Here is a 13,387-nt window from a genome sequence, read left to right as displayed (position 1 = left end):
GGGTGAACCTGCTCGGCACGGTGGCGCCTCCTGTCGACGTCGACGGACCGCCATCCTCGCGCGCGCGGCGGTCAGGCGCGCGGCGGGTGCCCGACCCCGCGCAGTCAGCCCGGTTCGGCGATCACGCCGAGGATGCTCGAGAGCACGAACGACCGTGCGTCTTCGCGAAGGTGGCACCACCCGATGAGGTAGCCGTGGCGCACCTCGAGGTCGGAGACCATGCGCACGGTCACGCCCCCGGTCCGGGACCGGTAGCGGATCCGCACGGCAAGGCCGTGCGTGACGGCGTGGGCGAGCTGGTGCACCTCGAACGGCGCCAAGCGGGTCGCCTCGTGCGCGAGGACGCGCTCCAGCTCGGTGACGTCGTCGCGCACAGGAGGGGCCTCACCGCGCAGCAGCCGCGAGACGAGCGCGTCCGGGGACTCCGGGGCGGGCGGGGCGTAGGTGCTGTGCGGCCCGGCGTCGGCCAGGTCCGCGAGGTCCTCGGCCCACCGGGACAAGGCAGCGTCGGCGTCGTCGAGCACCGGTGCGGCCGGATCGGCGCCGGCTGACGCGGGGCCCTCGTGCATCGCACCGCGTGCGGCGTGGTCGTCGTCGGGCGAACCTTGCCGGTCAGCGGGGGAGGCGAGTCTCTGCAGCGCGACGACGGGAGCGCCGTCGGCCTGGACCTCGACGGGCAGGTACCCGGCGGCGCGCAGGCCGGCGAGGACCTCCGCGACCGGCGCGGACGCCACGACGACGGTCGGCGCGACGGCGTGCAGCCCGAGGCGACGCAGAGACCGGTCGGCTGCGACCTGCGCGGTCAGGGCCTCGTCAGGGCTCAGGACGACGGCCGCGGCGGGTCGCACGCTCATGTGGCCGTGGCGGCGCGCGACGTCGTGCACGAGGTACTCGAGCGCCTGCGGCAGGTCGCCGCCCGCCACGCGGCGCAGGGCCGAGAGCATGTCGTCGACCTCGTACCCGGCGTCGAGCGCCTCGCGGACGCTGGCCGCGGAGATGCGCCATGTCGACGCCTGGCCACGTGCCTCGCGGTGGGCGACGGCGTCCAGCAGGTCGACGACCTCCGGTGCCGGACTGCCCATGACGACCACCGTCAGGTCCGAGCCCACGACGGCGCGGGTCTGAACCTCCGGGAGCATCCCGGCGTACCCGGCGGTCAGGTCCTCGCCGCCACCCCCGGCGAGCATCGTGCGGCCGACGGCGGAGAGCGCGCCGAGGGCGACCAGGCCCAGCCGTTCCGCCTCGGCGAGAGCGAGCCGCACGGCGTGCGTCCCGGACCCGCCGACGACGACGGGCAGCCGCCATGTCGCCGCCCCGGCGACGGTGTCCGACGACGTGGCGCCCGCGCCGTCGGGCAGGTCCTGGAGCACCCCGAGCATCATGGCGCGGGCAGCGACGGCGGCGTCGCTCACGTCGAGGCGGGACAGCGCCGGCATCGCCTTGCCGTCCGCGTCCCGCTCCTCGGTGGGGGCGTACGGCAGGTCGGCCCACGCCTGCAGGAGGTCGACCGCCCGACGCGCGGGCACCTGAGAACGCCACCGCGCGAAGTCCTCGCCGACACCGAGACGTCCTGCGTCGTCGGACTGCAGCAGCCCGACGTGGGCGGTCAGCTCGAGCGCGAGCCGGACGTCGGGCGCCGCGCCACCGACGGCCTTGCCCAGTCGCGTGAGCTCACGGGCGCCGACACCGCGCGTCTTCAGGAGCGGCACGGGCGTGCGCGACAGGTGCTCGAGCACCGCCATCACGGTGCTCATGAGCTCGGTGAGCGCCGACGACGCCTCAGCGGCGACCCGTTCGGGCGCCACCGGGGCCGTCGGAACGGAGGGCGGCTCCGGCGCGAACGGCGCCCGTGCGCCGGGGTCGGCGAGGGCCAGCAGGACCTCGGTCGGCAGCTGGGCGTCGTACGGGTCGAACCGGGGGCCGTAGGCGAGCCCGTTGTCGATCGCCCAGGTGGCGGCGACGCGGTACTGGCCGAAGGCTGCGGGGCTGCTCAGGTACGCGGGCAGGGCCGGCTCGTCGGTGTCGTCGTCGCCGTACGGGCCGCGCGCCGACCAGCCGCGCCCCATGCGCGCGACGGCCGCAGCCGACCGGTCGAGGAGCACCTCGGTCACGCCCGACGGCGCCGCACCGGCGACGCGACGGACGAAGGCAGCATCACCGAGCTCCGTCAGCACCGCGTCGACGAGCTCGGCCTTCCGCTTGGGCACGTCGAGCCCCCAGCGTCGGGCGACCTTATGGAGCTCAGCGGCGGAGGTCTGTCCGACGAGCAGCACGCCCGGGACGCCCAGGTCGAGCGGGGTGTCGAGGACGACGAGGACCCCTGGGTTCGGTCGTAGGCGGTCGCCGCCGTCGGGCCAGACCAGAGCGCAGGCGACCAGGTGCTCGACCCAGCCGGCAACCGCCTCGGAGTGGTCCTCGGCGCTCCGCGCGCCCCGGTCGAGGAGGGCCGCGACCGTGGCGGAAGAGGCGCCGGCGCCAAGAGCGGTGATCACCTCGAGGGCCTGCAGGGCGGGCGTGGGCAGCTCGCGCAGCACCGTCGCGACGGACGCCGGGTGGGTGAGGCGGTCGGCGAGGTCCGCGAGGTCACGGACCGGGGCGCCGAGCAGCACGTCGGGCCGCAGCACGACCAGGTGCTCCAGGGCCGGACCGTCGAGCGTCTCGAGCCACTCGGGGAGGTCTGCGGTCGGCACGTGCCCATCCTGCCCGGAGGGGCGTGGTCCGTGCACGGGGCTGGGGACGCCGGGGCGGCCGGTACCCGGTCGGCCCCCGTACGCACGTCGTACGTACAGTGTGCGCACGGAGGTTCGCTCACGATGCCCACTTCTGCCACTGACCGTTCCGCACGCCTCAACATGCGCCTCACCCCTGAAGCCCTCGCGACTATTCGCGAGGCCGCCGCAGCGCAGCAGCAAGATGTGAGGTCCTTCGTGCTCGGCGCAGCGATGGATCAGGCGCGCTTCGTGCTGGTCACGGAGCGTGTCATGCGGCTCACGCCCACAGAGGCAGCCCAGATCGACGCCGCCCTGGATGCGGAGCCGCGCGTTGTCCCTGAGCTTGCCGCGCTCATTCGTGCTGCCCGCACCTCGCAGTTCACGACGCGGACCCAGGTACCAACTCGCTGACTCCCGGAGTCGGGTGTGCCAGACCGCGTCCGCACACCCGACTCGGCGGATGTCGTCAGCGCGCGGTCGCCCGCAGCATCTCCCGCGTCTCCTCGTCGGCGGAGTACAGCACCGTCCCGACCATCCCGCGCGTGAGCAGCACCTTGTAGACGTGCCGGACGAGTCGGTCGAACGTCGCGTCATCGACACTCGCCCGGCTCCGGAAGTCCGGGTCCTTGTTGTGCTCGCGCCGCGCGACCAACCTGTCGCCGCGCCACACCAGGTCGGGCCCGATGATCACGCCGTTCCAGTCGTACTCGAAGCCCTGCGCCGTGTAGACGCACCCGACCTGCCCGAAGCCCGCAGGATCGGTCGCCCACAGCGACGAGGGCGGCGCACCGCCCACCGAGCGGTCGCTCTTGAGGTTCCACGGTCGCGACCAGGAGCCGACCTGGACGTCGGGCACGAGTGTCCCGTCCATGCGCGGATCGCTCCACGGCCAGCAGTACCCGGCGGTCATACGGGCCCCGTAGCCCTGGGCGAGCAGTCCGGTCAGACGCGCCTCCATCTCGGCAGGCGAGTCGGCGACCTCGACGCTGAAGTACGGCTCGTCGCGCCACTCGACCGGCCCGTCCCCGCGCAGCCCGAGCAGCCGCAGAACCCAGTCGATGTACTTCTCGCTCCCGCCCGCCCGGTACTGCGCGTTGAGGTCGACGTGGCGCACCTCGAGCCCACGCGCGGCAGCAGCCTGCTCGATGTCGGGCACGCTGCCCATCTCCCCCGGGCGCACCACCTGGTACTGGTCGAGCAGGAAGACGGGCACGCGCGCAGCGTCGAGCAGCTCCTCGATCTGCGGGCGCGCCCTCTCGCGCAACGGCTTGGGCGTGTACCGGTTGACGGACTTCTCGCGGAGGCGGTGCGCCTCGTCGAGGATCAGCACCTCCAGGCCGTTCTTCTCCGCCGTCATGAAGCTGTTGAAGTACTTGAAGAGGTCCTTGGTGCGCGTGGAGCCCTTGCCCGCCACCTGCCGCAGCGTCTGGGTGAACGACTTGGAGCCGGTCGCATGGAGGACGGAGCGGCCTTGCCGCGCGAGCTCTCCGAGCAGAGACAGGGCGATCACGCTCTTGCCGCTCCCCGGTCCGCCCGCGACCACGATCACCGTCTTCGCGTCGGCATGGCGCGCGCCGTCAACCGCGGCCAGCACGAGCTCGTAGGCGACCCGCTGCTCGTCGAGCAGAACGAACTGCTCCCGTTCCCGGATCTCCTTCGCGGCGACGCGGAGCAGCTGCTTCGACGGTCGGATGGCCGAGCCGAGCAGCTCGTCGGCTGCGGCCGCCCCCGGCTCCGGCGCGAGGCGTGAGCGCAGGAGCTCGTGCAGGTCGGCGCGACGCTGTCCGGTGACGAGGCGTGCGTCCTGGGCCGCGGGCATGACGCGCAGGTCCTCGATGCCGTAGTCCGTGGCGTTGTGCAGGTACGCGACTCCCGTGACGGCATCGGGCGCCTCTGACAGCGTGGCTGTGAAGTCCCGCAGGTAGTCCACGTACCCGGCGACCTGCACGGCCGGGTGCAGCGACGGCCGGTAGGGGGCGCCGTCGACCTCGACGAGCGTGTCGCTGTCCTCCCAGCGGTGCGCGTTCGCCCACTGCTTGAGCTCGACCACCACGTACGACGGCGCCCCTGATCGTGGGTGCACACCGGCGAGCACGACGTCGGCCCGCTTGCTGCTCAATGGCAGGCGGTGCTCGAGGATGACCTCAACACCGCCCAGGCCGGCGTCCTGGAGGTCCCGAGCGAGGACGGGCAGGCTGTTGCGCCACGAACGCCGCTCACCGGCGCCCGGCGCGCCCCAGCCGCTGCCGAAGAAGTGCTCCGCGAGGACCCGCTCCAGCTCGGTCGCGTCCTTGTCCGTCATCGCCGCAAGCGCGGCAGCGCTCATCCGGTTCAAGCCCACCGACGTCGTCCCCTGGCAGCACGAAGGATCGTGCGGAGGGGACATGTCCTGTGGCGCCCGGTGAGGACGCGCGGCGGAAGTCCGTCGGCCCGCTTACCCGGCGGACACTAGCCTGCTTCCCCCGTACCGGCGCCGCGGCACACGGGCCGAGCGATGAGTCACCGTCGCCTGGCGTGCCACAGTGACGTGGTGAGCACGACGCCGGAGCCCCAGATCGCCGAGCTGACCCGTCTCATGCGGGAGCTGACTGAGGAACGCCAGTGGGCGACGTTCCACGACCCCAAGTCGCTCATCCTTGCCCTTGTCGGCGAGGTCGGAGAGCTCGCCGAGCTGTTCCAGTGGTTGCCCGCCGATGCGGCGATCGCCGCTGTGGAGGACGCGGGCCGCCGGGAGCGTGTGAGCCAGGAGATCGCTGACGTGCTGCTGTACCTCGTGCGGCTCGCCGACGTCCTCGACATCGACCTGATGGAGGCTGCACGCACCAAGCACGCGGCGTCGCTGACCAGGTTCCCGGTCGACGAGTTCCGGGGGGTCGCGCCCGACAAGGTCTAGCCGACCCCGCCTCGCGCATCAGGGCAAGCGGGACTGCTGACGCCGCCCGCTCCGTGCTCAGGCCGGGACGAGCGGGAACCCCGACCCTCCCTACCCCGTTGTCCCGGCAGACGACGACCACCTTGGGGGGACACGATGCGCACGATCACCCGTCTCGACGCCGCCGAGGCTCTCGTCTCAGCGGCCGTCACCTTCGCCTGGTACGCGCTGCCCGACGCCGTCGGGACGCGTCGCGGCCGGGCCGTCGCCAAGACCGGGCTCATGGTTCCCGTCCTGGCGATCGCCAGCGCGCAGGCCACCCGGGCCACCGCACAGGCTGCCGCCCAGGACGAACCGAGCCGCGCCGACGACGCCCTCGGTCGCATCCGCGCACTGACCGGCACGGCTCCCGTGCTCGACGCCTCGACGATCAGCGCCGACGGCGAGACCGACGGACGCCTCCCGTCGGCCCGTCAGGTCGCCCTCGTGACCGCCGGGGTCGCGGCGCTCGCCGGGATCGCCGTCGGCACCGTCGCGGCAGAGCGCGGCATCTACCGCTTCGGCGAACGGCTCGGCTCCCGTGGAGTCGGCCACCCGCACGCGCGGATCGGTGTGGTCGCCGGCGCCTTGATGGGCGCGTTGTCGCTCGCGTCGGCCGCGCTCCTGCCCGACCGCTGACCGCGCTTGGCACGTCGGCCGTCGTCCACAGGTGGCTGGATCGACTGACCGGTATGCCCGGTTCACGCTAGGTTCTGGCGCGTGCGCAGGGGGAAGCTGGGACTCACGTTCGCGGTGCTCGCCGTCATGCTGACGGTGGGCTGCACCGGTCAGGCCGGTGATCCGCCGACGACGGAGCCGCCGTCCCCGTCTGTCACGCCGAGCCCGACCCCTACTCCGACGCCGACGCCCGAGGCTGCGATCCCGCCCGAGCGGCCGGACATGAGCCAGGTTGACGACGCCACCGCCGAGGCGGTCGCGACCTACTTCCTCGAGCTCTACCCGTACGTGTATGCCACCAGGGACCTGACCGAGTGGCGGGCCCTGAGCCACCCCGAGTGCGAGTTCTGCGCGAGCGTCGTCTCGAACGTCGAGGAGATGAGCGCGAACGGGAACCGCGCGGACGGCGGCATCTTGACCGTTCGGGACGTTGCCGTCGCCGAGCTGACGACCGGCCACTTCTCCGTCACAGCGTCCGCTACCCAAGACGCAGGACACGAGTACGACACCAAGGGAAACGTCATCAGCGCCTCCGAGCCGGGCGACTACGCACTGACCGTCGTCGTGCTGGCGCAGGGTGGATCGTGGACGGTTCGGGGAGTCGACTTCGAGACCTCAGTCGCTTGACCGCACGTACACGCGGCGCGGGGCTGTCGGCGGCCGTCGTCGCCCTGGTGGTCCTTCTGGGCACGCCCGCGTACGCCGGTCCGCCTCACATCGGCGGGGAGGCCAAGGACGACGCCGTGGAGATGAACGCCCATGCGGCCGCGGGAGCCGAGGCGGAGGCGGCAGCGACGGATCCCGCCGTCCGCCTGCGGGAGTTCAAGCGGATGGCGGACTGTGATCCGTCGGCGGTCGGGACGGAGGCCGGTAGTGGTGTGTGCTTGCCGGTGTCTTCGCCGGCGGAGTTCAGTGCCCTGCCCGGCTGTGAGGGTGAGGAACCCGTCCAACCGTTGTGGATGCGCGAACGCGCCACCGCGACGACGGCGTGGGGGCCGTGGCGCAACGTGATGGGCTGGACCTGCCCCGCCGACTACACCCCGGTCTTCACCGCGGAGGACTTCCGCCGCCTACCCCTGGCCCCACCCGTCCTGGGCATCCAACCCGCCACGGGTGAGCACCTGGTCACGATGCCCGCGATCGCCTACACCCAGGCCCCCGCCCAGACCCTGACCACCGACCTCCTCGGCGTCCCCGTCCAGGTCGAAGCCACACCTACCTCCTACACGTGGGACTTCGGCGACGGCACCACCATCACCACCACCAGCCCCGGCCACCCCTACCCCGACCACGACGTCACCCACCCCTACACGAAGGTCGGGACCTGGACCATCACCCTGACCACCACCTACACCGGCCGCTACACCCTGGCCGACGACCCCACCTGGCACACCATCAACGGCACCGCCACCACCACCACGACCTCGGCCCCGATCACCACCGTCGAAGCCCCCACCCACCTCGTCCAAGACACCTGCACCACCCACAACTGCTGACACCGCCCCTGCACCGCCCGACCGCCAGACCCGGCACCGCGAGAGCGCCCCCCGAGACCGAGAGCGCCGGTCCGAACCGGCTACCTCGGTTCACGACGGCGGCCTCGACCCACAACGGCGACCTCACCCCGCGACGGCCGCCTCACCTCGCGCGCACCCGGAATCGGCATGCCTTGACCCGGGCTCGGTGGCTACGTTTGGACCGATGACGATCGAGCGAACCGACCCGCCCCTGGCCGCGGACGAGGCCACGATGCTCGTGGCCTACCTCGACTATCACCGGGACACCCTCCGGATGAAGGTGGACGGGCTCAGCGCGGACCAGCTGCGCCGGACCCATCCCCCGTCGACCCTCACGCTGGGTGGACTGCTCAAGCACCTGGCCCTGGTGGAGGTGAGCTGGATCAGCGAGGTGCTCCACGGCCAGCCGATGGGGGAACCGTGGGACTCCGCGGACTGGGACGCCGACCCTGACTGGGAGCTCCATTCCGCGAACGACGACACTCCCGAGGAGCTGCGTCAGCTGATGGACGACGCGGTCGCGCAGGCCCGTCGTGGCATCGACGAGGCGCTCAGCCAGGGCGGCCTCGACCACCTCTCCGTGACGGCGAGCCGACGCACGGGCGAGCAGTACAGCCTGCGCTGGATCCTTCTCCACATGATCGAGGAGTACGCCCGGCACAACGGGCACGCCGACCTCATCCGCGAGTCGATCGACGGCGCCACCGGCGAGTGACCACCGGCCCCGGCCGGCCCCGCACCCCGACTACCCACAGGCACCGACGTCGTCCACAGGCGTCAGGGTCCCCCGGCCCGACCGACCCGACGCCTGGCTACGTTCGGCCGCATGCGCAGGGGAATGCTGACAACCACGTCCACAGTGCTCGCAGTCATGCTGATCGCAGGCTGCGGAGGCGCGGCCGACAACGCCACGCCGTCGAGGGGGCGCACGGCGGCGCCCTCCGCGTCGCCGGCCGCGACCCCGGTGCCCGACGCGTCGTCGGCCCCCAACCCCACGCTGCCGCCGATCCGCGACGTCACTAGCCCGCCCCAGCGGCCGGACACGGGTCGGGTCGATGGGAAGACCGCCGAGGCGGTCGGCGTCTACGTCTTCGAGCTCTTCCCTTACGCGTACGCCACCGGTGACCTCACCGAGTGGCGCGCGCTCAGCCATCCCGAGTGCGTCTTCTGCACGCAGGTCATCGCGGAGGTCGAGGCGCTGGTCGCACTCGGCAACCGCGTGGAGGGCGGCGGCACCAGGGTCAAGCTCGTCCCAAGCGCCAGCTCGCCGCAGGGTGAGTTCACGCTGACGGGCATCGTCGACGAGGCGCCCGCCACGCAGAGGTCACCGACCGGCGACGCCCTGCTCGTGACCAACGGTGATCGCGTCACCGTGACCCTCCGCCTGACGGTGCAGGGCGGCACGTGGTCCGTACGCGAAGTGTGGGTCGCCTGACCGTGAGCACGGTCCGGCGTCAACGCTTGCCGCGCCCACCAGCCACCACGTCCACCGCGCGCCGTCACCCAGGCTTGCGCCACTCCACCACGTACCGCCACATCGGCAGACGCCGGTACGTGCTGCCCGGCAGCACCGCGTGCGCCGTCGCGCGGGCCTGCGCCCAGGTGCCCGACGGCTCCGCCTTCGCCGTCGGTGGGTCCCACCCCTGCATCCGCCGCGAGACCACCCGGTGCACGACGACGTCACGCACCTCGGGCAGCACGTCCCGCCACCCGCTGAACCGGCCGTAGCCGAGGACCAGCAGCACGCCGCCCGGCCGCAGCACGCGAGCCGCCTCCGCGAGCGCGCGGTCAGCGACGACGTGGTGCAGCACCATGGCGAGGGTCACCGCGCCGAAGCTCGCGTCGGCGAAGGGCAGCGCGTCCGCGGACCCCGCGACGTACCCCACCCCGCGCGATGGCGAGGGCACGAGCGTGACGTCGACGTCCATCCCCACCACCGCGCGCCCCTCGTCGGCGACGAAGCGGCAGAACATCCCGTCGCCGCACCCGACGTCGAGCACACGATCGGCCGACGGCGGGATGCGGGACGCGAGCAGCGGGAAGTAGTGGGTGTTGTGGTTCCACCGCGCAGCGAACGGGTGCGGCTCGTTCGCTCTCATCCCCGACACGGTAGACCCCCGGCCAGTCGAGGGACCCCCGGGCAGTCAGTCGAGCACGGCCACGGCCTCCATCTCGACGAGGTGCTCAGGGATGTCAAGCGCCGCCACCCCGATGAGGGTCGCCGGCGGCACGGGCGTCGCGCCGAGTCGCGTCGCCGCACGCGCTGCCCCCTCGAGGAACAGCGGCATCATGTCCGGCGTCCAGCCGACGACGTAGACCGTGACCTTGGCGACGTCGTCGAACGTCGCACCGACGCCCGCGAGCACTGTCGCGACGTTGAGGTAGCACTGCTCGACCTGCGCGGCGAGGTCGCCGACGCCGACCGTCGTGCCGTCGGCGTCCCACGCGACCTGACCGGCCATGAAGACGAGGCGCGACCCCGTCGCGACCGACACCTGCCGGTAGACGTCGACCTCGGGCAGACCGGCGGGGTTCATGAGCGTGATGGTCATTCGGTTGTCCTCCTGGCTCGGCGTCGCGGACAGGAACGCCCGCGCGCTCTCTTGTGGTTACTGAAGAACCGTAGGAGAGTGACCGCTGACGTGGAAGAACGCACTTTCCAGTGACTGGGGAACCCGATGGTGAGCACGCAGGTGAGGGATGAGATCGACGACGCCGATCTGCTGCGGGCAGACTCGCTCGCCCGCGAGATCTTCAGCGACCTCGCCAACAAGTGGGCGCTGCTGATCATCGCGGTGCTCGACGAGCGGACCCTGCGGTTCAGCGAGCTGCACACCATGGTCGACGGCATCAGCCACAAGATGCTCACCCAGAACCTGCGCATGATGGAGCGCAACGGCCTGGTCCACCGGACCGTCCACCCCACTGTGCCGCCGCGCGTCGAGTACGCGCTGACCCCGGCCGGCCGGGCGCTGCTCGTCACCGTCGAGGCGATGTGCGACTGGACGCACGCGCACCTGCACGCCATCGAGGCGTCCCGCCACCGCTTCGACGCCTGAGGTCACCGGCGGACGGTTCGGGTCGGCGGACAGCCGGGTCGCTCGCCCGACGGTCGGATCACCCGACAGCCGGGTCGCCCGACAGCCGGGTCGCCCGACAGCCGGGTCGCCCGACAGCCGGGTCGCCCGACGGTCGCGCCCGACAGGTGTTCCGCCGCCGCGCGTCAGGCGCGGAGCGCCGCCACCACGTCCCGCACCAGCTCCCCGGACGTCACCGTGCGCCGCCCGTCGTCGTAGGCGCTCGGCCCGGTCGTGCTCCGGCTCGGCACCTCGCGCGGGGCCCGCAGGTGGACGTCGCGCACACCGGTCAGCTCCACGACGCGCGCCACGTTCGCCGGTCGGACCGAGCCGCCGGCCATGACCGCGACCCGGCCGTCGGCCTGCTCGACGAGCGCTGCGAGCGCGTCCGCACCGGCGAGCGCATCGGGCGCTCCGCCGGACGTGAGGACCCGCCCGACGCCGTGCCGGACGAGCGCCTCGAGAGACGCGGACCGGTCCGGCACCGCGTCGAACGCCTTGTGGAACGTGACAGGCAGGCCGTCAGCGGCCCCGACGAGCCGGCCCAGCGCGCGCTCGTCGACGCGCCCGTCGGGTGTCAGGGTGCCGACCGTGAACCCGAGCTCGACGGCGCGAGGCAGGCGCGCGAACGCGTGGACGTCGGCGACCATGACGGCCAGGTCGGCGTCGTCGACCACGAAGTCACCGCCGCGCGGACGCACGAGAACCTGCACCGCGACCCGCCGCACGTCGTCGAGCACCGCCTCGACGAACCCGAGGCTCGGCGTCAGCCCGCCCTCGCTCAGGGCGGCGCACAGCTCGACGCGATCCGCGCCGGCGGCCTCCGCGACCTGAGCTCCGCCGACGTCCTCGAGGCAGACCTCGACGGCAACCGTCCGCCCGCCGTCACGCCGACCCGTGCGCTGCTCCATCCGCTCAGTCTCCCGCAGCGGCCGCCGGATCACTTCAGGCACGGCAGCACGACCGCAGGTCCCGGGTCGTCACTGCCGCGGAGGTGGATCATCACCGGATGGCCACCTGGCGGGAAGCCGCAGAGCCGCGCAACCGTGCCGCCACCGCACGGACCCTCCTCGTCGTCGCCTCGATCGCCACCGTCGTCACCGCAGGGTGGGAGATCCTCGCCCACGCCTCCGCCCGGCCTGGCACAACCCTCGCCACGAGCACCCTCGCGATCGGCGGCGCGCTCGTCATCCTGGTCGTCGCAGGCGTGTGCGCACGCGACCCGCAGCGCGTGCCCGGCTGGCTCTTCGCCGGGCTCGCGGTCCTCGGCGTGGCGCTCGTCTCCGCGACCTGCCTCGCGAACCGCGACGCGAGCGCCGCCGGCCTCTACGGCTTCCTCTACCCGGTCGTCTTCGCGGCCGCGCACTTCCGTCGGCGGGTCGCCTGGCTCGTCACGGGCCTCGCCGTCGTCGGCGGCGGCATCGTGACGACCGTCCTCCTCCCCTCGCCGGACAGCCTCGCCGACCTCCTCCTCGTGGGCACCGCCCTCGTGATGCTCACCACCGTCCTCGTGAGCGGCGTGACACGGCAGGAGCGGCTGATGGACCGGCTCCACACGCTCGCGTGGGTCGACGGCCTGACGGGCCTGGTCACCCGGCGCAAGCTCGTGGAGACGGCGCGCGAGCTCCTCGACCCGGCGCGCTCGGTCCCACGTGAGGACGGGCGGGCCACGAGCGTCGGGCTCCTCCTCGTCGACGTCGACCACTTCAAGGGCCTCAACGACACGCACGGGCACCCGATCGGCGACACGGTGCTGGTGCACGTCGCGGGGCTGGTCAGCGCGGCTGTGCGCCCCTCGGACACGGTCGCGCGGCTCGGCGGCGACGAGCTCGCGGTGCTCCTCCAAGGCCCGTCCCTGGACATCGCGGCGCGGGCCCGCGCGGTGCACGCGACCGTGCGGCGCGCCCCCGTCGACACGGCCGCCGGACCCGTCGCGGTCACCGTCAGCGTCGGCGCGGCGCAGGTCGACGTCGGGCACGGGCAGTGGGAAGACCTGTACGCCGCGGCCGACGCCGCCCTCTACGACGCCAAGCTGGCCGGCAGGGACGCCGTCGCCACCCGCCCGAGCCAGCAGAGCCCGCACGGTCACCAGATCCCGCACGGCCAGCAGAGCACACACGGCCACCAGATCCCGCACGGCCAGCCCCAGACCCGCAGCCGGCCGCGGCCTCCCCGCGGACGGGGCGAGCCCGCCGACGCGCGCCGCCCCGACGACCCGGACCTGGAGTCGGTCGGGTCCGGGCGCTCGTAGGCACCACAGGCGCAGTGTTCATCCGGGCGCCGCGTGTCGCTCGCGCGGACGTCACCGGGTGGCTCGTACCCTGGAGACGCAGCAAAGGCCCCTCGGAGTAAGCGTCCGAGGGGCCTTGCTGTGATCAGCGGTCACGGATCCGGTTGCCCGGTTCCGCCGACCCCGCTCCGACGGTGCGGTGGGCCTGTCACGTCGGCGCCGCCGAAGCGGCCCCTGCGCTCGTGACCCAGCGATCACGCTTC

At 72.9% G+C, this 13,387-nt stretch carries 14 protein-coding genes; 9 read left to right on the top strand and 5 right to left on the bottom strand.

What is annotated here, in order from left to right:
- Positions 1-104: 104 nt before the first annotated feature.
- Positions 105-2,690: a helicase C-terminal domain-containing protein gene (locus FZ988_RS08535; RefSeq protein ID WP_149203561.1), complete on the bottom strand. Its 2,586-nt coding sequence runs from the start codon at positions 2,688-2,690 to the stop codon at positions 105-107.
- A 123-nt stretch (positions 2,691-2,813) separates the two neighbouring features.
- Here FZ988_RS08535 and FZ988_RS08530 point away from each other — a divergent pair, with 123 nt between their 5' ends.
- On the top strand, positions 2,814-3,122 hold the full coding sequence (locus FZ988_RS08530) for a type II toxin-antitoxin system TacA family antitoxin (protein WP_149203560.1): 309 nt from the start codon (positions 2,814-2,816) through the stop codon (positions 3,120-3,122).
- Positions 3,123-3,177: 55 nt separating this feature from the next.
- Here FZ988_RS08530 and FZ988_RS08525 read toward each other — a convergent pair whose 3' ends face one another.
- Positions 3,178-5,037 carry a DUF2075 domain-containing protein gene (locus tag FZ988_RS08525; RefSeq protein WP_223145066.1) on the bottom strand — a complete coding sequence of 620 codons (1,860 nt, stop codon included), beginning with the start codon at positions 5,035-5,037 and terminating at the stop codon, positions 3,178-3,180.
- A 204-nt stretch (positions 5,038-5,241) separates the two neighbouring features.
- On the opposite strand from FZ988_RS08525, the gene FZ988_RS08520 reads away from it, so the two are divergent.
- The 6 genes from FZ988_RS08520 (at position 5,242) to FZ988_RS08495 (ending at position 9,252) form a co-directional block, all read left to right on the top strand.
- A complete protein-coding gene (locus FZ988_RS08520; RefSeq protein ID WP_223145065.1) occupies positions 5,242-5,604 on the top strand; it encodes a nucleotide pyrophosphohydrolase in 363 nt (120 codons plus the stop codon).
- Between the two features lie 135 nt (positions 5,605-5,739).
- Positions 5,740-6,261 carry a hypothetical protein gene (locus FZ988_RS08515; protein WP_149203559.1) on the top strand — a complete coding sequence of 174 codons (522 nt, stop codon included), beginning with the start codon at positions 5,740-5,742 and terminating at the stop codon, positions 6,259-6,261.
- 81 nt (positions 6,262-6,342) lie between these two features.
- On the top strand, positions 6,343-6,927 hold the full coding sequence (locus FZ988_RS08510; RefSeq protein ID WP_149203558.1) for a DUF6318 family protein: 585 nt from the start codon (positions 6,343-6,345) through the stop codon (positions 6,925-6,927).
- The gene (locus tag FZ988_RS08505; protein ID WP_223145064.1) at positions 6,924-7,796 is read left to right on the top strand and encodes a PKD domain-containing protein; all 873 of its coding nucleotides are present in this window, start codon (positions 6,924-6,926) and stop codon (positions 7,794-7,796) included. The genes FZ988_RS08510 and FZ988_RS08505 overlap by 4 nt, the downstream gene beginning before the upstream one ends.
- A 205-nt stretch (positions 7,797-8,001) precedes the next feature.
- Positions 8,002-8,532 (top strand): DinB family protein, encoded by a 531-nt coding sequence (locus tag FZ988_RS08500; RefSeq protein ID WP_149203557.1) that lies wholly within the window; start codon positions 8,002-8,004, stop codon positions 8,530-8,532.
- Between the two features lie 156 nt (positions 8,533-8,688).
- Positions 8,689-9,252, top strand: coding sequence for a DUF6318 family protein (locus tag FZ988_RS08495; RefSeq protein WP_149203556.1), 564 nt, complete (start codon positions 8,689-8,691; stop codon positions 9,250-9,252).
- Between the two features lie 64 nt (positions 9,253-9,316).
- Here FZ988_RS08495 and FZ988_RS08490 read toward each other — a convergent pair whose 3' ends face one another.
- Entirely contained in the window at positions 9,317-9,916 is a 600-nt protein-coding gene (locus tag FZ988_RS08490; RefSeq protein ID WP_149203555.1) for a class I SAM-dependent methyltransferase, read from the bottom strand.
- 45 nt (positions 9,917-9,961) lie between these two features.
- Positions 9,962-10,369, bottom strand: coding sequence for a RidA family protein (locus FZ988_RS08485; protein ID WP_149203554.1), 408 nt, complete (start codon positions 10,367-10,369; stop codon positions 9,962-9,964).
- Positions 10,370-10,510: 141 nt separating this feature from the next.
- On the opposite strand from FZ988_RS08485, the gene FZ988_RS08480 reads away from it, so the two are divergent.
- Entirely contained in the window at positions 10,511-10,876 is a 366-nt protein-coding gene (locus tag FZ988_RS08480) for a winged helix-turn-helix transcriptional regulator (RefSeq protein ID WP_223145063.1), read from the top strand.
- Between the two features lie 164 nt (positions 10,877-11,040).
- On the opposite strand, the gene FZ988_RS08475 is transcribed toward FZ988_RS08480, so the two are convergent.
- Positions 11,041-11,805 (bottom strand): copper homeostasis protein CutC, encoded by a 765-nt coding sequence (locus tag FZ988_RS08475; RefSeq protein ID WP_149203552.1) that lies wholly within the window; start codon positions 11,803-11,805, stop codon positions 11,041-11,043.
- 98 nt (positions 11,806-11,903) lie between these two features.
- Between FZ988_RS08475 and FZ988_RS08470 the strand changes: the two genes are divergently transcribed.
- Positions 11,904-13,145, top strand: a complete 1,242-nt coding sequence (locus FZ988_RS08470) for a GGDEF domain-containing protein (protein WP_149203551.1) — start codon at positions 11,904-11,906, stop codon at positions 13,143-13,145.
- The last annotated feature ends 242 nt before the right edge of the window (positions 13,146-13,387 follow it).

Source organism: Actinotalea subterranea (assembly GCF_008364845.1).
GTDB classification, from domain to species: domain Bacteria; phylum Actinomycetota; class Actinomycetes; order Actinomycetales; family Cellulomonadaceae; genus Actinotalea; species Actinotalea subterranea.
Note: the sequence above shows the minus strand (reverse complement) of the source record. Positions and strands in the feature narration are given on the sequence as shown.

Bases quoted from the DNA above. Each gene is read 5' to 3' on its own strand.
- FZ988_RS08530 (WP_149203560.1), top strand. From the start codon at position 2,814: ATGCCCACTTCTGCCACTGACCGTTCCGCACGCCTCAACATGCGCCTC.
- FZ988_RS08525 (WP_223145066.1), bottom strand. From the start codon at position 5,037: ATGAGCGCTGCCGCGCTTGCGGCGATGACGGACAAGGACGCGACCGAG.
- FZ988_RS08515 (WP_149203559.1), top strand. From the start codon at position 5,740: ATGCGCACGATCACCCGTCTCGACGCCGCCGAGGCTCTCGTCTCAGCG.
- FZ988_RS08500 (WP_149203557.1), top strand. From the start codon at position 8,002: ATGACGATCGAGCGAACCGACCCGCCCCTGGCCGCGGACGAGGCCACG.
- FZ988_RS08495 (WP_149203556.1), top strand. From the start codon at position 8,689: ATGCTGATCGCAGGCTGCGGAGGCGCGGCCGACAACGCCACGCCGTCG.
- FZ988_RS08490 (WP_149203555.1), bottom strand. From the start codon at position 9,916: ATGAGAGCGAACGAGCCGCACCCGTTCGCTGCGCGGTGGAACCACAAC.
- FZ988_RS08485 (WP_149203554.1), bottom strand. From the start codon at position 10,369: ATGACCATCACGCTCATGAACCCCGCCGGTCTGCCCGAGGTCGACGTC.
- FZ988_RS08475 (WP_149203552.1), bottom strand. From the start codon at position 11,805: ATGGAGCAGCGCACGGGTCGGCGTGACGGCGGGCGGACGGTTGCCGTC.
- FZ988_RS08470 (WP_149203551.1), top strand. From the start codon at position 11,904: ATGGCCACCTGGCGGGAAGCCGCAGAGCCGCGCAACCGTGCCGCCACC.